The organism is Micromonospora sp. U21, from assembly GCF_018070045.1.
Taxonomy (GTDB): domain Bacteria; phylum Actinomycetota; class Actinomycetes; order Mycobacteriales; family Micromonosporaceae; genus Micromonospora.
In genome coordinates, this window is record NZ_JAGPYK010000014.1 from 153,298 (window position 1) to 172,961 (window position 19,664).

The 19,664-nt window shown below is 69.2% G+C and carries 18 protein-coding genes and 1 pseudogene; 13 read left to right on the forward strand and 6 right to left on the reverse strand.

All coding sequences use genetic code 11. The annotated features are described in order from the left end of the window. Positions 1 to 24 precede the first annotated feature (24 nt). Complete coding sequence (locus KBX63_RS19795; protein ID WP_210912779.1) at positions 25 to 687, reverse strand: DUF6766 family protein; 663 nt, start codon at positions 685 to 687, stop codon at positions 25 to 27. A gap of 116 nt (positions 688 to 803) precedes the next feature. On the opposite strand from KBX63_RS19795, the gene KBX63_RS19800 reads away from it, so the two are divergent. Next, positions 804 to 1,754, forward strand: coding sequence for a nucleoside hydrolase (locus tag KBX63_RS19800; RefSeq protein WP_210912781.1), 951 nt, complete (start codon positions 804 to 806; stop codon positions 1,752 to 1,754). On the opposite strand, the gene KBX63_RS19805 is transcribed toward KBX63_RS19800, so the two are convergent. Both KBX63_RS19805 and KBX63_RS19810 read right to left on the reverse strand, forming a co-directional pair. Further along, positions 1,706 to 2,425: a ThuA domain-containing protein gene (locus KBX63_RS19805; RefSeq protein WP_210912784.1), complete on the reverse strand. Its 720-nt coding sequence runs from the start codon at positions 2,423 to 2,425 to the stop codon at positions 1,706 to 1,708. The two genes, KBX63_RS19800 and KBX63_RS19805, sit on opposite strands and share 49 nt — an antisense overlap. Beyond that, complete coding sequence (locus KBX63_RS19810) at positions 2,422 to 3,630, reverse strand: endo-1,4-beta-xylanase (RefSeq protein WP_210912785.1); 1,209 nt, start codon at positions 3,628 to 3,630, stop codon at positions 2,422 to 2,424. The genes KBX63_RS19805 and KBX63_RS19810 overlap by 4 nt, the downstream gene beginning before the upstream one ends. Before the next feature lie 177 nt (positions 3,631 to 3,807). Between KBX63_RS19810 and KBX63_RS19815 the strand changes: the two genes are divergently transcribed. The 5 genes from KBX63_RS19815 (at position 3,808) to KBX63_RS19835 (ending at position 9,746) form a co-directional block, all read left to right on the forward strand. Beyond that, entirely contained in the window at positions 3,808 to 4,896 is a 1,089-nt protein-coding gene (locus KBX63_RS19815; RefSeq protein WP_210912786.1) for a Gfo/Idh/MocA family protein, read from the forward strand. Positions 4,897 to 5,020: 124 nt separating this feature from the next. Beyond that, the gene (locus tag KBX63_RS19820; RefSeq protein ID WP_210912788.1) at positions 5,021 to 5,755 is read left to right on the forward strand and encodes a phytanoyl-CoA dioxygenase family protein; all 735 of its coding nucleotides are present in this window, start codon (positions 5,021 to 5,023) and stop codon (positions 5,753 to 5,755) included. Further along, positions 5,752 to 6,672: a sugar phosphate isomerase/epimerase gene (locus tag KBX63_RS19825; RefSeq protein ID WP_210912790.1), complete on the forward strand. Its 921-nt coding sequence runs from the start codon at positions 5,752 to 5,754 to the stop codon at positions 6,670 to 6,672. The genes KBX63_RS19820 and KBX63_RS19825 overlap by 4 nt, the downstream gene beginning before the upstream one ends. An 18-nt stretch (positions 6,673 to 6,690) precedes the next feature. Then, positions 6,691 to 8,802, forward strand: a complete 2,112-nt coding sequence (locus tag KBX63_RS19830) for a hypothetical protein (protein WP_210912791.1) — start codon at positions 6,691 to 6,693, stop codon at positions 8,800 to 8,802. Then, a complete protein-coding gene (locus tag KBX63_RS19835; RefSeq protein WP_210912794.1) occupies positions 8,799 to 9,746 on the forward strand; it encodes a zinc-binding dehydrogenase in 948 nt (315 codons plus the stop codon). Before KBX63_RS19830 ends, KBX63_RS19835 begins: the two co-directional genes overlap by 4 nt. A gap of 57 nt (positions 9,747 to 9,803) precedes the next feature. Here KBX63_RS19835 and KBX63_RS19840 read toward each other — a convergent pair whose 3' ends face one another. Then, the gene (locus tag KBX63_RS19840) at positions 9,804 to 10,838 is read right to left on the reverse strand and encodes a LacI family DNA-binding transcriptional regulator (RefSeq protein ID WP_210912796.1); all 1,035 of its coding nucleotides are present in this window, start codon (positions 10,836 to 10,838) and stop codon (positions 9,804 to 9,806) included. Positions 10,839 to 10,931: 93 nt separating this feature from the next. Here KBX63_RS19840 and KBX63_RS19845 point away from each other — a divergent pair, with 93 nt between their 5' ends. The 6 genes from KBX63_RS19845 to bla all read left to right on the forward strand — a co-directional run bounded on the left by KBX63_RS19845 (position 10,932) and on the right by bla (position 17,572). Further along, a complete protein-coding gene (locus KBX63_RS19845) occupies positions 10,932 to 11,810 on the forward strand; it encodes an AraC family transcriptional regulator (protein ID WP_210912798.1) in 879 nt (292 codons plus the stop codon). A gap of 150 nt (positions 11,811 to 11,960) precedes the next feature. Then, the gene (locus tag KBX63_RS19850; RefSeq protein WP_210912801.1) at positions 11,961 to 13,280 is read left to right on the forward strand and encodes a sugar ABC transporter substrate-binding protein; all 1,320 of its coding nucleotides are present in this window, start codon (positions 11,961 to 11,963) and stop codon (positions 13,278 to 13,280) included. 49 nt (positions 13,281 to 13,329) lie between these two features. Then, positions 13,330 to 14,319: a carbohydrate ABC transporter permease gene (locus tag KBX63_RS19855; protein WP_210912803.1), complete on the forward strand. Its 990-nt coding sequence runs from the start codon at positions 13,330 to 13,332 to the stop codon at positions 14,317 to 14,319. Beyond that, entirely contained in the window at positions 14,316 to 15,278 is a 963-nt protein-coding gene (locus tag KBX63_RS19860; RefSeq protein WP_210912805.1) for a carbohydrate ABC transporter permease, read from the forward strand. Before KBX63_RS19855 ends, KBX63_RS19860 begins: the two co-directional genes overlap by 4 nt. After that, positions 15,275 to 16,495, forward strand: a complete 1,221-nt coding sequence (locus tag KBX63_RS19865) for a hypothetical protein (protein WP_210912807.1) — start codon at positions 15,275 to 15,277, stop codon at positions 16,493 to 16,495. Before KBX63_RS19860 ends, KBX63_RS19865 begins: the two co-directional genes overlap by 4 nt. 129 nt (positions 16,496 to 16,624) lie before the next feature. Continuing rightward, complete coding sequence (gene bla / locus KBX63_RS19870; protein ID WP_247662730.1) at positions 16,625 to 17,572, forward strand: class A beta-lactamase; 948 nt, start codon at positions 16,625 to 16,627, stop codon at positions 17,570 to 17,572. A 179-nt stretch (positions 17,573 to 17,751) separates the two neighbouring features. Here bla and KBX63_RS36455 read toward each other — a convergent pair whose 3' ends face one another. After that, a complete protein-coding gene (locus KBX63_RS36455) occupies positions 17,752 to 18,657 on the reverse strand; it encodes a helix-turn-helix domain-containing GNAT family N-acetyltransferase (protein ID WP_210912808.1) in 906 nt (301 codons plus the stop codon). A gap of 240 nt (positions 18,658 to 18,897) precedes the next feature. On the opposite strand from KBX63_RS36455, the gene KBX63_RS19880 reads away from it, so the two are divergent. After that, complete coding sequence (locus tag KBX63_RS19880) at positions 18,898 to 19,569, forward strand: GAF and ANTAR domain-containing protein (protein ID WP_210912810.1); 672 nt, start codon at positions 18,898 to 18,900, stop codon at positions 19,567 to 19,569. Here the strand turns inward: KBX63_RS19880 and KBX63_RS19885 are convergent. After that, positions 19,566 to 19,664: pseudogene (locus KBX63_RS19885) on the reverse strand (IS5/IS1182 family transposase); the annotation flags it as partial. The gene KBX63_RS19880 and the pseudogene KBX63_RS19885 overlap by 4 nt on opposite strands.

A 19,664-nucleotide genomic window follows, 5' to 3' on the forward strand; every position in this document is an offset into this window, starting at 1 on the left:
CGGTGGGCGATCAGATCCAGCGGATCAGCTGGCTTCGGTTGCGGTGTGCGGGGAGGTGACGGGCTTGGATTCGGGGGAGGCGTGCTGGCGCAGGAAGATGCTCAGCACGATCAGCGCCCCGACGGCGAGGAACTCGCTCTGCCAGTTCTGCATGGACTGGAACCAGAAGTCACTGGTGCCTAGAAACTGCCAGGCGCTGATCGGGGCAGCGCCACTTTCCAACATCTGCTGCTCGTTGTAGTCGGCTGTACCTCCGAACAGATGACCGGCGAACGACCCGGCGAAGATCATCAGCAGGGCGATGGACAGGCTGTTGCGGTAGATCACCAACGGAAGGCCGCCCACCCGCGCCGGCCACGGCGAATCGGTGGTCGCGTTCTCGGCTCGATCCTCGTCGCGGTCACCCTGGCCCACCGGCTTGGACTCCGACGAACCCTTCTGCACCAGGTACGCGGTGAGCAGAACGTAGCCGCCCATCTGCAGGAACTCCGACTCCCAGTTCTCGAAGGTCGCCTCGGCGAAGTGCCCGGTGCGCAGGTACGCCAGATACGACAACCCGTCCCTGCCGTACCGGGTCAGTTCTTCGTTGTGAACGTGCCAACCAAACACGCTCTGGAGCGCAAGGAAGATCACGAAGGCGCCCAGCATCGCGACCGTCAAGCCGTGCTGTCGCAGTTCACGCCACATGCGCTCTCCTCGCGCCGGTCCGGTCGCTACGCGTACGGAGGTTTCCCGGCGGTGCGTGGGGAAACCGCCGGGCAACCCCTGGTGTTCGGCCTGCCTGCTTGGATAATGGATCCGCCATGGATAACCGCCATCTGGTCCTGCTGGACACCGACATCGGCAATGACATCGACGACGCGGTATGCCTCGCCTATCTGCTGGCGCAGCCACGCTGTGACCTGCTCGGCATCACGACGGTCACCGCCGAGCCGGAGCAACGGGCCGCCCTCGCCAGCGTGCTCTGCCAGGTGGCGGGCCGCCGGGTGCCGATCTACCCGGGGGCGGCGGTGCCGATGGCCAGCCCACCCGTCCAGGGCGCACCGCCGCAGGCCGCCGCGCTCGCGCGATGGGATCACGACAGTTCGTTCCCCGCTGGCGAGGCGGTGGAGTTCCTGCGGCGGACGATCCACGCGCACCCGGGTCAGGTGACGCTGCTGGCGATCGGTCCGCTGACGAACGTCGCGCTGCTGTTCGCCGTCGACCCGCAGATTCCGTCGTTGCTGCGGTCGCTGGTCATGATGGGTGGCGCCTTCGCCGACGGGTCCGGCCCGGAATGGAACATCCACTGTGATCCGTATGCGGCCGCCCGCGTCTACGCCGCCGCGGTACCGGTCCACCGCTCGATCGGGCTCGACGTCACGAACCGGGTCCGGATGAAGGCCGACGCGTTTCTCCAGCGGTGCGACGGCCCGCTGCTGCGCCCGGTGGCCGACATGGCCGCGTCGTGGTTCGCCGACCGGCCGGAGGTCACGTTCCACGACCCGCTGGCGGCGGCGACGCTCTTCGACTCCTCGCTCTGCTCCTTCGCCGCCGGCGAGGTGGCCGTCAGGTGCGAGGCTGGGCCGGCGGCGGGCACCACGACCTGGCGGCCCGCTGACGACGTCCAGTCCGGTGCGGAGGCAGGCTACGGTGCCGGGCCGGGCCGCGTTGCCGTGTCGCACGAGGTCGCGCTCGACGTGCGAGAGCAGGCCTTCCTCGACCACTACTTCGCGGTCGTGGAGGCGTTCCCGTCCACCAACGCACCGACGTGACGCGACCGCCTGCTGCTGGCCCACAACAGCCCGCGCTCCGTCAGCGTCCGCACCTCGCGGCGGTCGAGATCCTCGGGCCGATGCCCGATCGTCGAGACGAAGACGCGGCCGAGACCCCACTGACGGGTCCAGACCGCCGGGGACACCACGTCCTGCCGCCATGGCGTTTCCGGCGTCGCGTGGAAGCGGGTCGTGGCCAGGACGTCGTTGCCCGCGTCGGTCAGCATCCAGTACTGCTCGGTGACCTGACTCCACCGGTGCAGGCCGGTGACGATCGGATGGTCGGCCCGTTCGGGCACCACCTCGATCTCGTGCTCGACGAAGCCGCCGGGATGCTCCGCGAACTGGCCTCCCGTCATCTGGAGGTACGGCGTCGACGTGCGGAACGAGTCGACGATCCCGCCGTGCCAGCCGGCGAATCCGGTGCCGGCCCGTACGGCCGAGACGAGCCCCGCGATCTGCTCGTCGGTGGCGGCGCCCATGGTCCAGCACTGCACGACCAGGTCGGTCCGCGCCATCCGTTCGGCGTCCGCGTAGTCGGCGAGATCGTCGCTCACCTCCACGGCGAAACCGTTGTCGCGGAGGAAGGGCACGAACCGTTCGGTCGTCTCGACCGGCTGGTGCCCTTCCCAGCCGCCCCGGACGACCAGCGCGCGGCGATCGGTCGTCACGGCAGCAGGCTCCGCAGCGGGGAGCGTCGCGGGGCGTTGCTCAGCTCGTTGGCGATCGCCCGGTAGGCGGGCTTCGGCGCCAGTTCGTCGTCGAAGGCGAGTGGCCGGCGCGGTGCGCCGTCCTCGCGTGGGTAGTCCTCTTCGAGCCAGGTGTAGCGGTCGGTCAGGCCGAATGCCATCACCGCCTTGACGGACCGGTGCGAGAGCGCGACGTCGAGGTAACGCCGGTACACGTCGGCGACGGCGGCGTCGCGGGTGGCGATGTCCGCTGGCAGCCCGTCGTCGAGCACGTCCAGTTCCGTGATGAGGATGTCCAGGCCACGGTCGGCCACCTCGGAGAACCAGTCGAGGTAGGCGTTGGCCCGGAACCGGTCCGCGAACCGGTCGGCGAGCAGGTGGGCCTGCACGCCCAGGGCATGCACCGGCACGCCGTCGCGGAGCAGGTCGTCGATGACCTGGAGAGTGGCGCGGCGCCGTGGTTCCGGTTCGTCGCCGTACTCGTTGACGGTCTCGAAGCCGAACTCGTTCAGCACGAGCACGGCCGACGGATCGGCGGCGTGCGCGACGTGGAAGGCGTCGGCCACATAGGACTTGCCGATCGGCTCCCACCACGGCACGTCAGTGCGGTAGCCGCGCCGGCCTTCGGGGCTGGTGACCTCGTTGGCCACGCTCCAGGTGCCGACCCGGCCCCGGTAGCGGCGGACGACGGCCTCGGCGGTGCCGAGGAGCAGTTCGCGTGCCTCCTGCTCGCTCAGGCCCCACAGGTCGTCCTCGGTCCATCCCTCGCCGAAGCCCTCGTCCCAGACGAGGTGGGCGCCGAAGACGGCCATCTGCTGCGCCTCGGCGTAAGCGACGATCTGGTCGGCGTAGGTGAAGTCCAGTTCGGCGTCCGGTGTCGGCTTGAGCCGGTACCAGAGCAGGTCGTCCTCGGTGAAGAGCAGGGCGGCTTCCCGGTCGACCAGGCGCTGGTAGGGGGCGTCGGTCAGTTGCCAGGTGGCCACCGAGGTGCCGAAGGCGAGGCCGTTCGGTCTGGCCAGCCTCCACAGCGGCGGGCGTTGCGATCCGGTCCGGGCGAGTGGCCCGGTGCCGGCGGGTGCCGCGCTTGCCGCCCCGGGGGCGCCCAGCGCGCCGGCGGTGGCCAGGCCGGCGGCTCCGGCGGCGCCGAGAAGCAGGGATCGGCGGGACAGGGGGTGGACGTCACTCATGGTGCCGACTCCTTCGATCGACGTGCCACGAAGTTACAAAACGTTTTGCCAAGTCGCTCGTGAGCAGCCTACGGTGCACGGCCGCCCCGGACAAGACATGGTTGCCCCGCTCGATTGGCGGCGGTTAGGCTGCGGGCGACCCGTTGCCAAACGTTTTGCATCGGAAGGGGTTCCGCCTTGAGCCGGCTTTCCATGGGCATCATCGGACTGGGCGAGGTCGCGCAGGTCGTGCACCTCCCCGTTCTGCGGTCGCTCCCCGATCTCTACGAGGTGACCGCCGTCTGCGACATTTCCCCCGGCCTGCTCCAGCGCGTCGGTGGCGGTTACGGCGTCGCCCGCCGCTACGCGGACTACATCGAGATGCTCGACGAGAACGGGCTCGACTGTGTACTCGTGCTCAACAGCGACGAGTACCACGCAGAGGCGGTCATCGCCGCGCTCGACCGCGGCGTCCACGTGCTGGTGGAGAAACCGATGTGCCTGAGCCCCCGTGAGGCGCAGGCCATCATCGAGGCCCGTGACCGGTCGGGTGCGACGGTCATGGTCGGCTACATGCGGCGCTTCGCACCCGCCTTCGTCGAGGCGAGCCAGCAGATCGGCGCCCTGGGCCAGCTGAACTACGCGCGGGTCCACGACATCATCGGCCGCAACCAGCTGATGATCGACCAGACGGTCTTCGTGGACCGGCCCTCCGACGTACCCCGTTCCGCGGTCGAAGCACGCTGGGCCAAGGGGCGGGCGTTGGTCACGGACGCGCTGGGCGACGTGCCGGACGTACTGGCGGGCGCGTACCGGTTGCTGTGCGGCCTGGGTAGCCACGACCTGTCCGCGATGCGGGAACTGCTCGGCCGGCCGCGCGGCGTGGTCGCCGCGAGGCAGTGGCGCGACGGCCGGTTCATCACGGCGCTGCTCGAGTACGACGACTTCCTGGTCACCTACGAGACCGGCGTCGACGAGCAGTTGCGCTTCGACGCGCACATCGAGGTGTACGGGGAGCACGCCACCATGCGGTTGCAGTACGACACCCCGTACATCCGCCATCTACCGACCGTGCTGGTGACCGAGGAGACCCGCGGCGACAGTCTGCACCGCGTCGTCTCCCGCCCGCACCTCAAGGATCCGTACACCCATGAGCTGGAGTACTTCCACGAGATGGTCACCCAGGGCCGCCGGCCGAAGACGGATCCGGAGGACTTCATCGAGGATCTCGACCTGTTCGCCGAGCTGATCCGCGTGATGGCCACCCACTCCGATGCCCGGATCTGAGGCAGAGCGGAAGATAGGTCGACTCAGGCCGGAGATAGGTGCCGCCCACCCGGCCGGGCCGCAACTAGCGTCGAGCCCGACGATGTCGCCACGTCCAGGCGGCCAACCAACAGGAGGTGCACCGGTGCTGGACCAACAGGCGGTCGACTTCTACCGGACGAACGGCTACTACCTCAACCGGGACCAGCTCTTCTCCCCGGAACGACTCGACACCCTCGAGCAGATCTTCGACGAACACCTCGCCGACAAGGGCGACAAGCTCTCCGACGAGCTGGACACCCCGCACTTCCGCGATTCGCGGCTGATGGACTTCCTGCTCTCCGACGAGGTGCTCGATCTGGTCGAACCACTGGTCGGGCCCGACATCGCGCTGTGGACCAGCCACTTCATCTCCAAGGACCCGAAGGTGGGTCGGGCCACGCCCTGGCACGAGGACAGCGCCTACTGGAACGGCCGGCTCAGCGAGTACGACCGGATCGTCACGGTCTGGCTCGCGCTCGGCCCGAGCAACCGCACCAACGGCTGCATGCGGGTCGTCCCGGGCACCCACGACAACGGCTTCTCCGAGTACGTCCCCACCGACAAGACGACGCAGACCTTCCACGCCGAGATCCCGGGCGTCGACGAGAGCACGGCGGTCTACTTCGAGCTCGAACGCGGTCAGTGCTCGCTGCACGACGGGCGGATCATCCACGGGGCGGAGCCGAACACCAGCGATCTGCGCCGCACCGGCTACACCATGCGGTACTTCCCGGCGTCGGTGAAGGTGCTCCCCGTTCCGGCCAACGACGGATGGCAGATCTGGCTCGCCCGCGGCCGCGACAGCGCCGGCAACACCTACCAGCCGGACCCGCGGTGAAGCTCGGGCTCCTGACGGCCTGCCTGCCCGGCGAGTCGCTCGACGACATCGCCGGGTGGGCGGCCGCCCACGGCTACCAGGGGCTCGAGGTGGCGGCCTGGCCCCGCGACCCCGGACGCCCGTGGGAGGCCTCTCACCTCGACGTCGACGGCTTCGACGCGCCAGCCGCGACGCGGGTACGGGAGCTTCTCGACTCGCACGGCCTCGCCATCTCGGCGGTGGCCTACTACGAGAACAACCTGCACGCCGACCCGGAGGTCCGGGACGGCATCCACCGGCACCTGCGGCGCTGCGTCGACGCGGCCGCGCTGCTCGGTTGCCCGTACGTGGGCACCTTCATCGGCCGGGACATCACCCTGTCGGTGACCGAGAACCTGCGGCTCGCCGAGGAGGTCCTACCGCCCCTCGTCACGTACGCGAGGGACCGCGGGGTGCGGCTCGTGGTCGAGAACTGCCCGATGGAGGGCTGGCACCCCGACGGCTATCCGGCGAACCTCGCCTACTCGCCGGAGTTGTGGCGGTGGCTCGCGGGGCTCGGCTTCCACCTCAACTTCGACCCCTCCCACCTCGTCTGGCTCGGCATCGACCCGGTGACGGCGCTGGCCGAGAACCTGGACCTGGTCCGGCATGTGCAGGCCAAGGACGCGCAGGTCGACCCGGGCGCCCGCGACCGGTTCGGGGTGTTCGGCCAGCTGATCGGGCGGGAGTCACCCTGGGCCAGCGGTTGGTGGCGCTACCGGGTCCCGGGGCTCGGCGACGTGGACTGGCGCCGGCTGCTCGACGTCCTCTACGAGGGCGGATACGACGGGTTCGTCTCCGTGGAACACGAGGACCCGGTGTGGTCGGGCTCGCCGGAGAAGGTGCGGCAGGGCCTGGTGATCGCCGAGCGCACCCTCGGCCAGCTGATCGTCGCGTAAGGAGAAGGAGCCCAACGCATGCAACGTGGTGTCTACTTCGACGCCTGGTTCCCCCGACAGCACTGCTACCACCCCAGTCTTCCGCCGCGCCGGCTGCGAATGATCGATGACCTCGTCGACTACCGGGCGACCACGCTGGTCTGGGCGTCCCTGGGCGGTGGCTCGATCTCGTTGCCCTACCTTGAGCAGGAGGCCTTCGGCGCGGTCGACGCCCGGGCCCGCTTCTACGGCTTCGTCAACGACAGCGAGTTCATCGCCGCCGCGCAGCAACGCGGCATCAAGGTCTTCGGCATCGTCTTCGAGGCACAGGGCTGGGAGTTCCCCGCCGAGTTCAGCGACGGGGAGGACGAGATCCTCGCGCTCAACGAGCTGCGGGGCGCCGGACACCGTGACTGGATCGGCCTGCGGGAGTTCACCCAGAACCGGTACCCGAAACTGTGGAAGCCGTTCGAGAGCTACTTCCCCGGCGGGCTGCTCAACAGCGACGGCGAGCCGGTCACCGACCTGATCGAAGAGTGCTGCGCCCGGGACATCCATCAGACGGCGCTGCACGCGCGCTGGGTCGAGTGCCCGGACCGCGAGCACCGGTGCTACTACATGGACCGCAACAACCCGGTGTGGCGCGAGTACCTCAAGGCGGTCATCCGGATCCAGATCGACGCGGGCGTCGACGGGGTGCAGCTCGACGAGACCGAGCTGCCGCTCGGGTCCCTCCAGTACGGCGGCTGTTTCTGCAAGGACTGCGTGAAGAGTTTCCGGGCGTACCTGAAGGCGCTGCCGGAGAACGAGCGCAGCCCGCATCTGACCGGCGTCGACCTGGACACCTTCCACTACGGGACGTGGCTGCTCCAACAGGGGTACGACTTCACGGGGCGCCTCGACTCCACGCCGCTCTACCCGGAGTACTACCGGTTCCAGTGCGAGGCGATCCGGCGCCACTTCGGCGAGCTGGCCACCCACGCCCGCGACTACGCCCGCTCGAAGGGCCGCGAGGTGCTGGTGTCGGGCAACTTCTTCAACATGGACCCGCAGTACCTGGGCCTGGCCGACGACGTCGACGTCATCGTCACCGAGATGCGCAACACCACCTACCGGCAGCCGGAGTGGTACCGCTACGTCGCCGGGTTCGCCGGCGACAAGGACGTCATCGTCGTGGAGAACCCGTACGGCGGCGTGGTGCCCGAACTGGTCGAGCTGCTCCGCGTGGGCAGGGGGCACGATCTGCTGCGGCTGTCGTGCTACGAGGCGGCGGCGTTCGGCGTCAACATGGCGGTGCCGTACGGCGCCTGGATGGGCGCGACGATCCAGGACGCCTTCTACGCACCGCACGACGTCGCCGCCGAGGTGCAGGGGTTCCTCGCCGACAACGAGCGCCTGTTCGACCGCCGCAGCCGCAACGAGGTCGCGGTCGTCTACAGCGTCGAGAGCAACCGGGCGCTCATCGCCCGGCAGGACATCAGCGACAACCTGCGCAACGCGCGCGACGAGAGCGTACGAGTGCCCTACCGGCAGGTCACCGAGGCGCTCGCCGCGGCCGCGGTGCCCTTCGACGTCGTCATCTTCCCCGACGCCCGGACGGCGCCGGACCGGATCACGGCGGAGAGCCTGCGGCGCTACGACACCGTGCTCCTGCCGGCCTGTACCTACCTGACGGCGGCCCAGGTCGCGGCCCTGCACGGTTACCTCGACGGCGGCGGGCGGGTCGTGCGGACAGCGGGAATCGGCGACAACCTCGCCGAGGACGAGCGGGCCGTGCTGAACAACCACCCGGGCATGAGCGTGTCCGAGCCGGCCGACCTGTCGACCCTGCTGCCGCACGGCCCCCAGATCGAGCTCACCGCCACCGCCGGCACGGCCGCCGTCGCCGCCAACACCGCCCGGCTGGCGGACGGCTCGGTCGCCGTCCACCTCGTCAACTACGACTACCGGCCGGACGACGACGAGGTACGCCCGCTCACCGGGCTCGACCTGCGCGTCCGGCTGCCCGAGCGGCTGCCGGTGGGCACGGCCTACTCCTGCGACGGCAAGGTGACGCCGGTCGACGTGCGCGTCGACGGGAGGATCCACGCGGTCACGCTGGACGCGCTCGGCCCGTACGCCATCGTGGTCCTCGAAGGTGGGGCGGAATGAGGATCGCGGTGCTGACCGGTCCGGAGCGGTTCGAGATCGCCGAGGTGCCGCCGCCCGAGATCCGGCCGGACGAGGTTCTGGTGCGGGTACGGGCCTGCGGGGTTTGCACGTCCGAGCTGGCGGCGTGGAGCGGCGAGCAGCCGTCCGACTATCCCCGCCACCTCGGTCACGAGGTGAGCGGGACGGTCGCCGCGGTCGGCTCCGATGTGGAATCGTTCGCGGTGGGCGATCCGGTCGGTGTCTGGGTGACCTCCCACGGCTTCGCCGAGTACGTCGCCGCGAAGGCCGTGCACTGCCGGCCGGCCGGTGACGTCCCGCTCGACGAGGCGTTGGCCGAGCCGCTCGCGTGCGCGGTCAACGCGGTGGAGGAGGCCGACGTCCGGCTCGGTGACGACGTGGTGCTGATCGGCGCGGGGTTCATGGGCAACCTGGTGCAGAAGCTGGTGCGGCTGCGCGGGGTGCGGCATCTCATCGTGGCCGACACCCGGCCCGACGCGCTGGAACGGGCGACCGCGCTCGGTGCCACCCGGGTGGTCGACGTGCGCACCGAGTCGCTCGCCGACGTCGTCGGTCAGCTGACCGGGGGCCGGGGCGCGGATGTGACGTTCGAATGCACCGGCGGGCAGGCGGCGCTGGATGTGGTCGGTGACGTGACCCGGATGAGTGGCACGGTCGTGCTCGTCGGGTTCCATCAGGGTGCACCGCGCGCCATCAACCTGGGGCACTGGAACTGGATGGCGTTCGGCATCATCAACGCGCACTACCGGGACATCGACACCATCATGCGTGGCGTGACCGTCGGCATGCGTCTGCTCGCCTCGGGCGTGCTGTCGTTGCGCGAGTTGGTGACACACCGCTTCGCGCCGGACGACATCGGTGCCGCGTTCCGGGCCGCACGCGACAAGCCCGCCGGGTTCGTCAAGGCGACGGTGGTGTTCGACTGACCAACGGTGACACCGCCCCGGCGGGCGGTGTCACCGTTGGAGGCTGTCGGGCCGCCCTCAGGCGGACTGGCGGACGATCAGCGGGCAGGGCAGGACGGCCTTTCGGCCCTCGCCGTCGTACGTGCCGTTCATCCTGCTCAGCAGGAGTTCGCCGGACGTCCGGCCGATGTCGTACGCCGGGTTACGGACCGTCGTGAGCGGCGGGTTGACGATGGTGGCCGCGTCGACGTCGTCGAACCCGACGATGGCGACGTCGGCCGGCACGGCAAGGTGCAGCTCGTGCACGGCGTCGATGGCGCCGATCGCGGTGAGATCGTTGGCGCAGAACACCGCGTCGGGGCGACGTTCGGGCACCGCCATCAGCAGATGCATCGCCGTGCGGCCGCCTGGCCGCGTCCAGTCGCCGCGCACCATGAGGTCGGGATCCACCGGAATCCCTTTCTCCAGGAGCGCCTGTCGGTATCCCTCCTCGCGCGCCGACCCGGACGGCAGGGGGCCCTCGATGATCGCGATGCGGCGCGCGCCCCGCCGGATCAGGTGCGTGACGGCGGCGTGCGAGCCCACCGTGTCGTCCGGCATCACCAGGTCGATGAGCGGGTCGTCGTCGAGGGCGCCGCCCACACAGACGGCGGGAACGCCCGAGCCCGCGGGGCCCATGCGTACCTGCGCCCCGACCCTTCCTGCGGCCATCACCACCCCGTCCACGCCGCGGTCGAGCACGTCGGCGAGGAAGGCGTCCTCCCGTTCCGCGTTGCCGTCGGTGTTGCAGACGTAGGTGCCGTATCCGGCGCCGTCGACCGCGTCGGCGAGCCCGCGGGTGAGCACGGCGTAGAACGTGTTGGTGATGTCCGGTACGACGACGGCGACCATCCGGGACCGCCGGGTCCGCAGGCTCCGTGCCACGTTGTTGGGTCGGTAACCGAGCTGCCGGATCACGTCGCGGACGGTCTCCTGGGTGCCCTCGGCGACCCAGCGCTTGCCGGACAGCACGTGCGAGACGGTGGTCGGGCTGACCCCGGCGAGCTTCGCCACCTGCACCAGGGTCACCCGGGTCTCGTCGGGCGTCGGTGCCGCCGGCTGCTTGTCGGACATCGACATCGCCCTCTCGCGCCGTTGACCACTGCGATTTGACTTCGTACGGTAGCAAAACGTTTTCGCGAGCCACGATGCGTCCCGGGAGGCGCGATGACCCGACTCCTCGATCGATACATGATCGACGGACTGGTCGAGGGCGACGCCAGCGTCCGGGTGATGCGCCCGCTCCTGCGCGACGTGCCGGCCCACTGGCACGACTACTACGAGCTCGGGCACGTCGTCGACGGGTCGGCGCGGCACGTGGTCAATGGTGTGCCCCGCCCGCTCGGGCCCGGCGGCGTCTTCCTGCTGACGCCCACCGACTTCCACGAACTGCGCGTCACCTCCGCCGCGCCGCTGTCCTGCTACAACGTCGTCATCGAGCCGCGCGTCGTCGAGCGGTGGCTGGACTCGTTGGGGTCACACCCGGCCGCCGTGACGGGGCCACCCTGGCTGGCGGACGACTGTGCCGACTTCGGGCCGGACTTCGACCGGCTGTGGCGGGAGTCCGACGGCCGCCGTCCCGGAGCGGCAGCGCTGGCCGACGCCGTGCTCGGATGCATCCTCATCGAACTCGCCCGGCGGTGCGTGACCCCTGTGGTCGACGGTGAACCGGACCCGCCGCGGCCGAGGGACGCCGCCGCCGACATCCGGCGTGCCGTCCAGTACGTCGAGCGGCATTTCCGCGAGCCGCTGACGCTGGCCGAGGTGGCGGCGCACGTGCACCTGTCGCCCAACTACCTGAGTGAACGGTTCAGCCGACTGGCCGGCACGTCCTTCCAGACGTACCTGCAGAACCGGCGGCTGCGGTTCGCCCGGTCGCTGTTGGCGTCGACCACGCTCGGCGTCACCGAGATCTGCCACGCGGCCGGCTTCAACAGCCCGTCGCACTTCGGGCGTGCCTACCGGCGCCGGTTCGGTCAGCCGCCCTCGGCCGGGCGCACCGTGGGCGACAGCGCCGTCACGGCGCGGGCGCAGAAGAACAGCTGATGACGGTTCTGTTGCGTTCGTTACCCGCGATCCCTTGACAAGCCTGGTGCAGGCGGCAGACCCTAGCCGCAGCATGCCAATCGTTTTGCACAGGGCATCCGAAGTGTGATCTGCACGTCACTGGCCGGCAACGACATTGGGAGTGATCCGATGAAGTATCGCGCGTCCCGTGGTTCCCTGGCGATGGTCGCGGCGGCGACTGCTGCCGCGCTGGCCCTGACCGGCTGCTCGACCGGTGGGTCCTCGTCAACCGACCAAGGCGCCGGAGAGGGCCCGGTTCCCGAGCCCACCGCGCCGGTAACCATCTCGTTCGCCTCCTGGGTCGCCGAGATCCCGGAGATGAAGCAGCTCATCCAGAAGTTCGAGGCCGAACATCCCAACATCAAGATCGAGGCGCAGAACGTGCCGGCCGAGGAGGCGAACGAGAAGCTGACCGCGCAGATCGCCGGCGGCAACCCGCCGGACGTCGCCTACATGGACGCCAGCACCGTGGCCAACTTCGCGTCCCGCAAGGCGCTGGTCAACCTCGACAACTACATCAGCCGCAGCGACATCGTGAAGGCCGACGCGTACGTGCCCGCCTTCAAGACCTTCACCACCTTCGAGAAGAACATGTACGGGCTGCCGTTCGACGGCGAGTCGACGGCGCTGTACTACCGGACCGACATGTTCGCCGCCGCCGGCCTGATGAGCCCACCGACCACCTGGGAGCAGTACGAGTCGACGGCGAAGGCGCTGACCGACCCGGCGAAGCGGACCTACGGGCACGCCATGTTCACCAGCTCGCCCGAGGCCGCCTACTACTGGTACCCCTGGCTCTGGCAGAGCGGCGGGCACCTGCTCTCCGAGGACGGCAAGCAGGTCCTGTTCAACAACGCCGAAGGCAAGAAGGCCGCCGAGTTCTACGTGAACATGGCGAAGTACGCCCCCAAGGACTACCTCAACTCCAACTCGTACGACGGCCGGCAGGCGTTCGCCAACGGTCAGGTCGGGATGTACGTCGCGGGATCGTGGTTCGCCGGAACCCTCACCGACGAGTTCCCCGCCATCAACGGCAAGTGGGCCACCGCCCCGCTGCCCCAGGGTTCGGCGGGGTGCGGCACGACGATCGCCGGTGACGCCCTCGTCATCTTCAGCCAGAGCAAGAAGTCCGACGCCGCGTGGAAGTTCATCGAGTTCCTCTCCAAGCCCGACAACGTCGCCTTCTGGACCTACAAGTCGAAGGACGGCACGACCCTTCCTCCGATCAGCAGCCTGCTGGACTCGCCGGACCTGGTGCAGACCAAGCCGGTGCTGGAGGGCTTCGCCGCGGCCATGAAGTGCGGGGTCAGCAACGTGGTCGCCAACCCCGACTGGCCGAAGATCGAGGAGAGTCTCAACGAGCAGTTGGCCAAGGCGATCTACGGCGAGCAGACGGCCGCCCAGGCGCTCGACGCGGCCGCGGCCGAAGCCGAGAAGGTCATCAGGTGAGGTGTGGGCCGGGCGCGGGCGTGCCGCAGGTTTCGGGGATGGTGACGGCATGACGGCGCTGGCAACCCCGCAGACCCCGTCTCCCGGTGGGGGCGGCGAGACCGGGCGACGCGCCCCCCGCAAGGGCGGCCGTGGACCCCGCCGACGCGGCCTGCGACGAACGTCGCGGCTGATCTGGCGGGAGCGCTCGGCGTACGGCTTCCTCGCGCCCGGCCTGATCGTCTTCTCGGTGTTCACCGTGTTCGCACTGCTGTTCGCGTTCTACCTCACGTTCCGGGAATGGAACATCCTCGAGCCCGAGACGCCGTTCGTCGGCCTCCAGAACTACCGCGACATGGTCCACGACGAGGACTTCCGCCGGTCGATCATCAATACCGCGTACTTCACCGGCGCGTCCGTCCCGCTGGGCATGGCCATCGGGCTCGGCGTCGCCCTCCTGCTCAACCAGCCGATCCGCGGCCGGGGCCTGTTCCGGACGCTCTACTTCCTGCCGACCATCACGCCGTTCGTGGTGTCGGCCATCGTCTGGAAATGGCTCTACAACGGTGACTTCGGGCCGATCAACTTCTACCTCCTCAAGACCCACCTCATCAGCGAGCCACTGGTGTGGCTGTCGAACAAGAACCTGGCGATGCCCGCCGTGGTGCTGATGAGCGTCTGGGCCAGCGTCGGATTCTCGATGGTGGTCTACCTCGCGGCGTTGCAGGCCATTCCGGACCAGCTCTACGAGTCGGCGCGGATCGACGGGGCGGGGCCGTGGGCCCGGTTCCGGTACGTGACACTCCCCATGCTCTCGCCCTCGACCCTGTTTCTCATGGTCATGGGCATCATCGGCTCATTCCAGGTCTTCACGCAGATCTACATCATGACCAGCGGCGGCCCGGTCAACCGGACGACGACGATGGTCTATTACATCTACGAGGCCGCCTTCAAGTTCTACGAGATGGGGTACGCGAGCACCCTCGCCTACGGGTTGTTCGTACTCCTGCTGGTCTTCACGGCATTCCAGCTCAGGCTCTACAGAAAGGCGGACCTGTGACGGCTACCGTGAAGGACCCGCCGGCCGCCCCGCCGCGGGCGTCGACCCCGCCCCGCCGCCCGGTCGTCGCGCGGCGACTGTGGCTGACCTTCTGCTACGCCATCCTCGTGCCGGGCGCGATCCTGTTCGTCGCGCCGTTCGCCTGGTTGGTGAGCGCCTCGTTCCAGCACGTCGGTGACATCTTCTCCTGGCCCCCGCAGTGGATCCCGAAGAACCCGACCCTCGACGGCTACAAGGGCTTCTTCGACATCGGCAAGGCCGGCGAGGACGCGCAGGGCAGCGAGGGCGCCTGGCGCTGGTTCCTCAACAGCGCGTTCGTCGCCGGCTCGGTGACGGTGCTGCAACTGTTCTTCAACGCCCTGGCCGCCTACACCTTCGCCAAGCGCAAGTTCCCCGGCCGCGACGCCATCTTCCTGGTCTTCCTGGCGACCATGATGGTGCCGCCGCAGGTGACGCTGATCCCGAACTACCTGGTGCTCAAGCACATCCCGTTCTTCGGGGGCAACGACGTCCTTGGTAACGGCGGCCACGGATGGCTCGACTCGTACTGGGGCCTGATCCTGCCCGGCGCGGTCAGCGCGTTCGGCATCTTCCTGCTCCGGCAGTACATGATGTCGATCCCGGACGAGCTGCTCGACGCGGCCCGCATCGATGGTGCCGGAGAGTTCCGGGTCTTCTGGCGGGTGGTCCTGCCGCTGTCCGGACCCGCCCTCGCCGCCACGGCCATCTTCACCTTCACCTACGCCTGGGAAGACTTCCTCTGGCCGCTCATCGTCATCTCCAGCTCGGACAAGTACACGGCCCCGCTCGGCCTGGCGCTCTTCGTCGTCAAGAACCGGACGTCCTGGAACCTGTTGATGGCCGGCTCGGTCGTCGCCACGCTCCCCATGGTCATCACCTTCCTGGTGTTCCAGCGCCGATTCATCCAGGGCATCTCGATGAGCGGGCTCAAGGGATGACCGACGGGGAAGTCGCCTCGCTGAGACCGCTGGTCGAGGAGCTGCTGAACGAGGGCGGGGGAGTGCTGCGCCTCGCGCCGGCGTTCGTCGCGCGGGACCTGGTGCCGCCCGGGCGACGGCTCGGCCTTGCGGAGGACGCGTACGACCTCGGCGAGCGCGGCTTCGTCTGCGAACGGTGGCTCGGCTCGACCACCAGGGCCGATAACCGGATCGGCCCGGCCGACGAAGGGCTCAGCCACGTCGTCGACGGCGCGGGGCGACGGCGGCTGACACTGCGGAACGCCGTCCGGGCCGACCCCGCCGCGATCATGGGCGAGACGTATGCGGCGACCCACCCGCAGGGGCTCGGTCGGCTGGCGAAGCTTCTCGACTACGGTGCCCGCATCCCGTACCACGTGCACCCGCCGCAACGGTTCGCGGAACTGGTCGGGCGCCGGTCGAAGGACGAGGCCTACTACTTTCCCGCCGGGGTCGACACGGGCCCGCACCCGGAGACGTTCTTCGGTGTACACCCGTGGATCGCCCGCGACGCCGCCTACGACGTCCTGCTCCCGTACCTCGTCGACTGGGACAGCGACCTGATCCTGCGGCACGCGCGCGCCGAGTTGCAGGTGCCCGACGAAGGATTCCAGGTTCCGTCGGGGGTGCTGCACGCGCCGGGAACGGCGCTGACCGTGGAGCTTCAGGAGGACTCGGACGTGTTCGCCATGTTCCAGGCCCTCAACGCCGGCCGCATCATCTCCAAGGACCTGCTCTTCAAGGACGTGTCGCCCGCCGACCGGCGCCGGCACGCCGAGCGGTTTCCGCTCGGATTTGTGAAGTGGGACCTCAACGGCGATCCGTTCTTCTACGAGAACAACCACCTGACGCCGCAGCCGATCAACTCGGGAGAGCCGACCGGCGGCCACGAGTCGTGGATCTTCTACAACACCCCGAAGTTCAGCGGGAAGAAGCTCGTCGTCCCACCTGACGGACGGCACACGACGACCGAACGCGGCGTCTACTCGATCCTGACCTGGTCGGGCCGGGGGCGGTACTGCGGTCACGCCGTGCAGGCGGGACAGTCCGACCGCGACGAACTCCTCGTGACCCACGACGTGGCGACGGCACCGCACCTCGTGGAGAACACGGGCGAGGACGACCTCGTGGTGTTCAAGTTCTTCGGGCCGGACATCAACGACGACACGCCAGCCATTCGGGTTTCCGCAGTCGCGTGACCCGCCCTCGTCCGGGTGTTCGGCCTGCCGGTGAGGGCAGGAATGCAACCGTTGGTGGTCGGCGGCGCGTGTCGCCTAGGGGGTGGCCCGGCCGCGTCATCCTCGCTACTCACCAGCGGAGGAAAGACGATGACGTCATCGCAGCCGACCATCACCCGACGCGCCTTCCTGGGGGCAGCGGTCGTTGTGCCATTGGCCGGATGCACGGAGCGCGACACCCCGCCGGTCTCTTCCTCCGCCTCCGCCTCGCCGTCCTCCGCTCCGGTCTCTCCCGCGACCGCCTCGGCGAACGACCAGCACCATCGCCTGGTCTCGTTGGAACGAAAGTTCGACGCGCGCCTGGGCGTGTACGCACTGGCCACCGGCACCGGGGCCACGATCGCCCATCGGGCGGACGAACGCTTCCCGTTCTGCTCGACGTTCAAGGGGCTCGCCGCGGCGGCGGTGCTGCATCGTCATCCGCTGTCAGAACTGAACAGCGTCGTCAGGTACACCAGAGACGATCTCATGGAGAGCTCCGTCATCACCCGACAGCATGTGGCGAGGGGGATGACGATCCGTCAACTGTGCGACGCCGCGGTCCGCTACAGCGACGGCACGGCCGGCAATCTCCTGCTCCGCGACCTGGGTGGGCCGAGCGAGCTGACGGCGTACACCCGTGGCCTCGGCGACACGGTCACCCGGATGGATCGGACCGAGCCGGCGGTCGCCACCGCCACACCGGGGGACCCGCGGGACACGACCACCCCGCGAGCGTTGAGCACCAACTACCACCACATCGTGCTGGGGGAGGCCCTGCCGCCCGACAAGCGGGCCTTTCTTCGGGACCTGCTGGAGCGCAACGCCACCAGCGTCGGCGCGCAGCGGATCCGGGCCGGCGTGCCGCGGGGCTGGATCGTGGCTGACAAGACCGGGACCGGTGGCTACGGCACGGTGAACGACATCGCTGTCGTGTGGCCCCCGGCAGCCGCGCCACTCGTCATCGGAATCATGTCGAGCAAGACCGAGAAGGATGCGGAACATGATCAGGCGCTCGTCGCTGAGGCCGCCGCATATGTGGTTGCCACCCTGACCTGATACGACCATGGCGGGACGTACGTGGATATCCGGTCAGCGCCGGAGGCCGCTCGGTCCCGGCGGTCAGGGACGCTGCGGGTACTGAAGCGCGGTGAGCAACTGACAGTGCAGGTTGGCGTTGGAGTACAGGCCACCGCCTTGATCGCCTCGACGGCGACGGACGAGCCGTGGCAGCTGTTTCAGCTCGGGGATGGATCGAGCTGCTTCTCGAACCAGTGGTGGGCGAAGTGCTCGGTGTTGTACGGCTCAATCTCTCGGTACCCGGCTGAGTGGTACATCGCGATTGCCTCGGTGAGGTTCCGGTTCGTGTCCAGCCGCACGCTGGTCCGGCCTCGCTCGGCCGCGTACCGCTCCAGGTCGCTCAGTATCCGCCGGCCCATGCCGAGCCCGCGCACGGTGTCGGCCACCCAGACCCGCTTGATCTCGGCAGGTGCGTCGGGGTGCAGTTTGACCGCGCCGCAGCCGACGGGCTTGGAGTTGAGGGTGGCCAGCAGGAACACGCCGGCGGGCGGGATGAGCTCCTCGTCGTGAACCGGGTTGCTCAGTGCCGGGTCGAACCCGTCGTCGAATCGCCGGGCGATGTCCCGGGCGTAGGCGCGCAGGCATGCCCGGGCGCGCGGATCGCTGGGCGGGCAGGGCTCGACGACCACCATCGACGCGATGAGCAGCCGCTCGACCTGGGCCATCGCCGCGACGAGCTGGTCGCGGCGTTGCCCCGACAGCGGTGCGAGGATCGACCGGGCGAACTCGTCGGAGCGCTCGTCGAGCGCCGCCCACTCCGCCCGCCCGGCTCCGGTGAGCGTGGCCACCCGTACCCGTGCGTCGCCGCCGACCTGCTCGGCCGGCCCGACCGTGACGAGCCCGTCGCCTTCCAGGGTGCGCAGCAGCCGGCTCAGGTAGCCCGAGTCCAGACCGAGTCGGGCCCGTAGCGCCGCGACCTCGGCGCCGTCCGGACCGATCTCCCACAGCAGTCGCGCCTGCGCGAGAGGGCGTCCGGAGGTCATGTACTCGTCGTCGAGTGCCCCGACGCGCTGGGTCACCGTCCGGTTGAAACGGCGTACCGCGGCGACGAGTTCAGATCTCACTTAGCTGACTTTAGTCAGGCATCCGGGTCGCCGCCAGGTCTTCGACGTCGACACCCCGGCGTCTCCGGGCGGATTGGCGTCGAGTACTCAAGACCGGCGTGTGAGCCGGCGACCAGTGGGTACGGACAGGAGCCACGACGGCCGCTCGGCGAGACGCTGCCGGGGCGTCTGCTGGAAGCGACCGTCCATTCGTGGCCTCCGACCTGCCGGCGCGTACCGACTGACAAGGACTGTTTGGCGATGACACAGCCGACCGTGGACCCCGCCGGCGCCCTGGCCGAGCTGGGCCGGATCCGACTCGACGAGACCAGCCTCGATGACATGCTGCGCCGGATCGCCGAACTGGCCAACCGAAGCGTTCCCGGGACCAGGGACGTCTCCGTCACTCTGGTCCGGGGCCGGGCCAATTGGACCGCCGCGTTCACCGGGGACCTGGCCTGCCAAATGGACGAATGGCAGTACGAGCAGCACCGGGGGCCGTGCCTGGACGCGTCCGCCAGCGGCGACAGCATCTCCGTGCCCGACATGGCCGCCGAGCAGCGGTGGCCGGAATGGGCGGCCAGGGCTCGTTCCGCCGGGGTCGAGAGTTCCCTGTCGATCGGGCTGCCGATCCAGGGATCGGTGGTGGGTGCGCTCAACGTCTACGGCGCCGCGGCGAACGTATTCGACCCGGCGGCCATCGCCACCGCCGAGCGCTTCGCCGCGTACGCGGCGGTGGCGCTGGCCAACGCGCACATGTACGACAGCGCCGCCACGCTGGCGGAGCAGATGCGGGAGGCGATGCGGGGCCGGGCGGTGATCGAGCAGGCCAAGGGAATCATCATCGGGGAGCGGCGCTGCTCGCCGGAGGAGGCCTTCGCGCTGTTGTCGAAGATCTCTCAGAGGGCATTCGATTTGTTCTTGATCTACTAGTAGGTGCCTCGCCAGGTAGGTGTGGTTTCGCCCGTTATGCGGCGGCTGATGTTGTCGATCATCGCGATGTGGATCATGGCTTCGGAGCTGGCCGG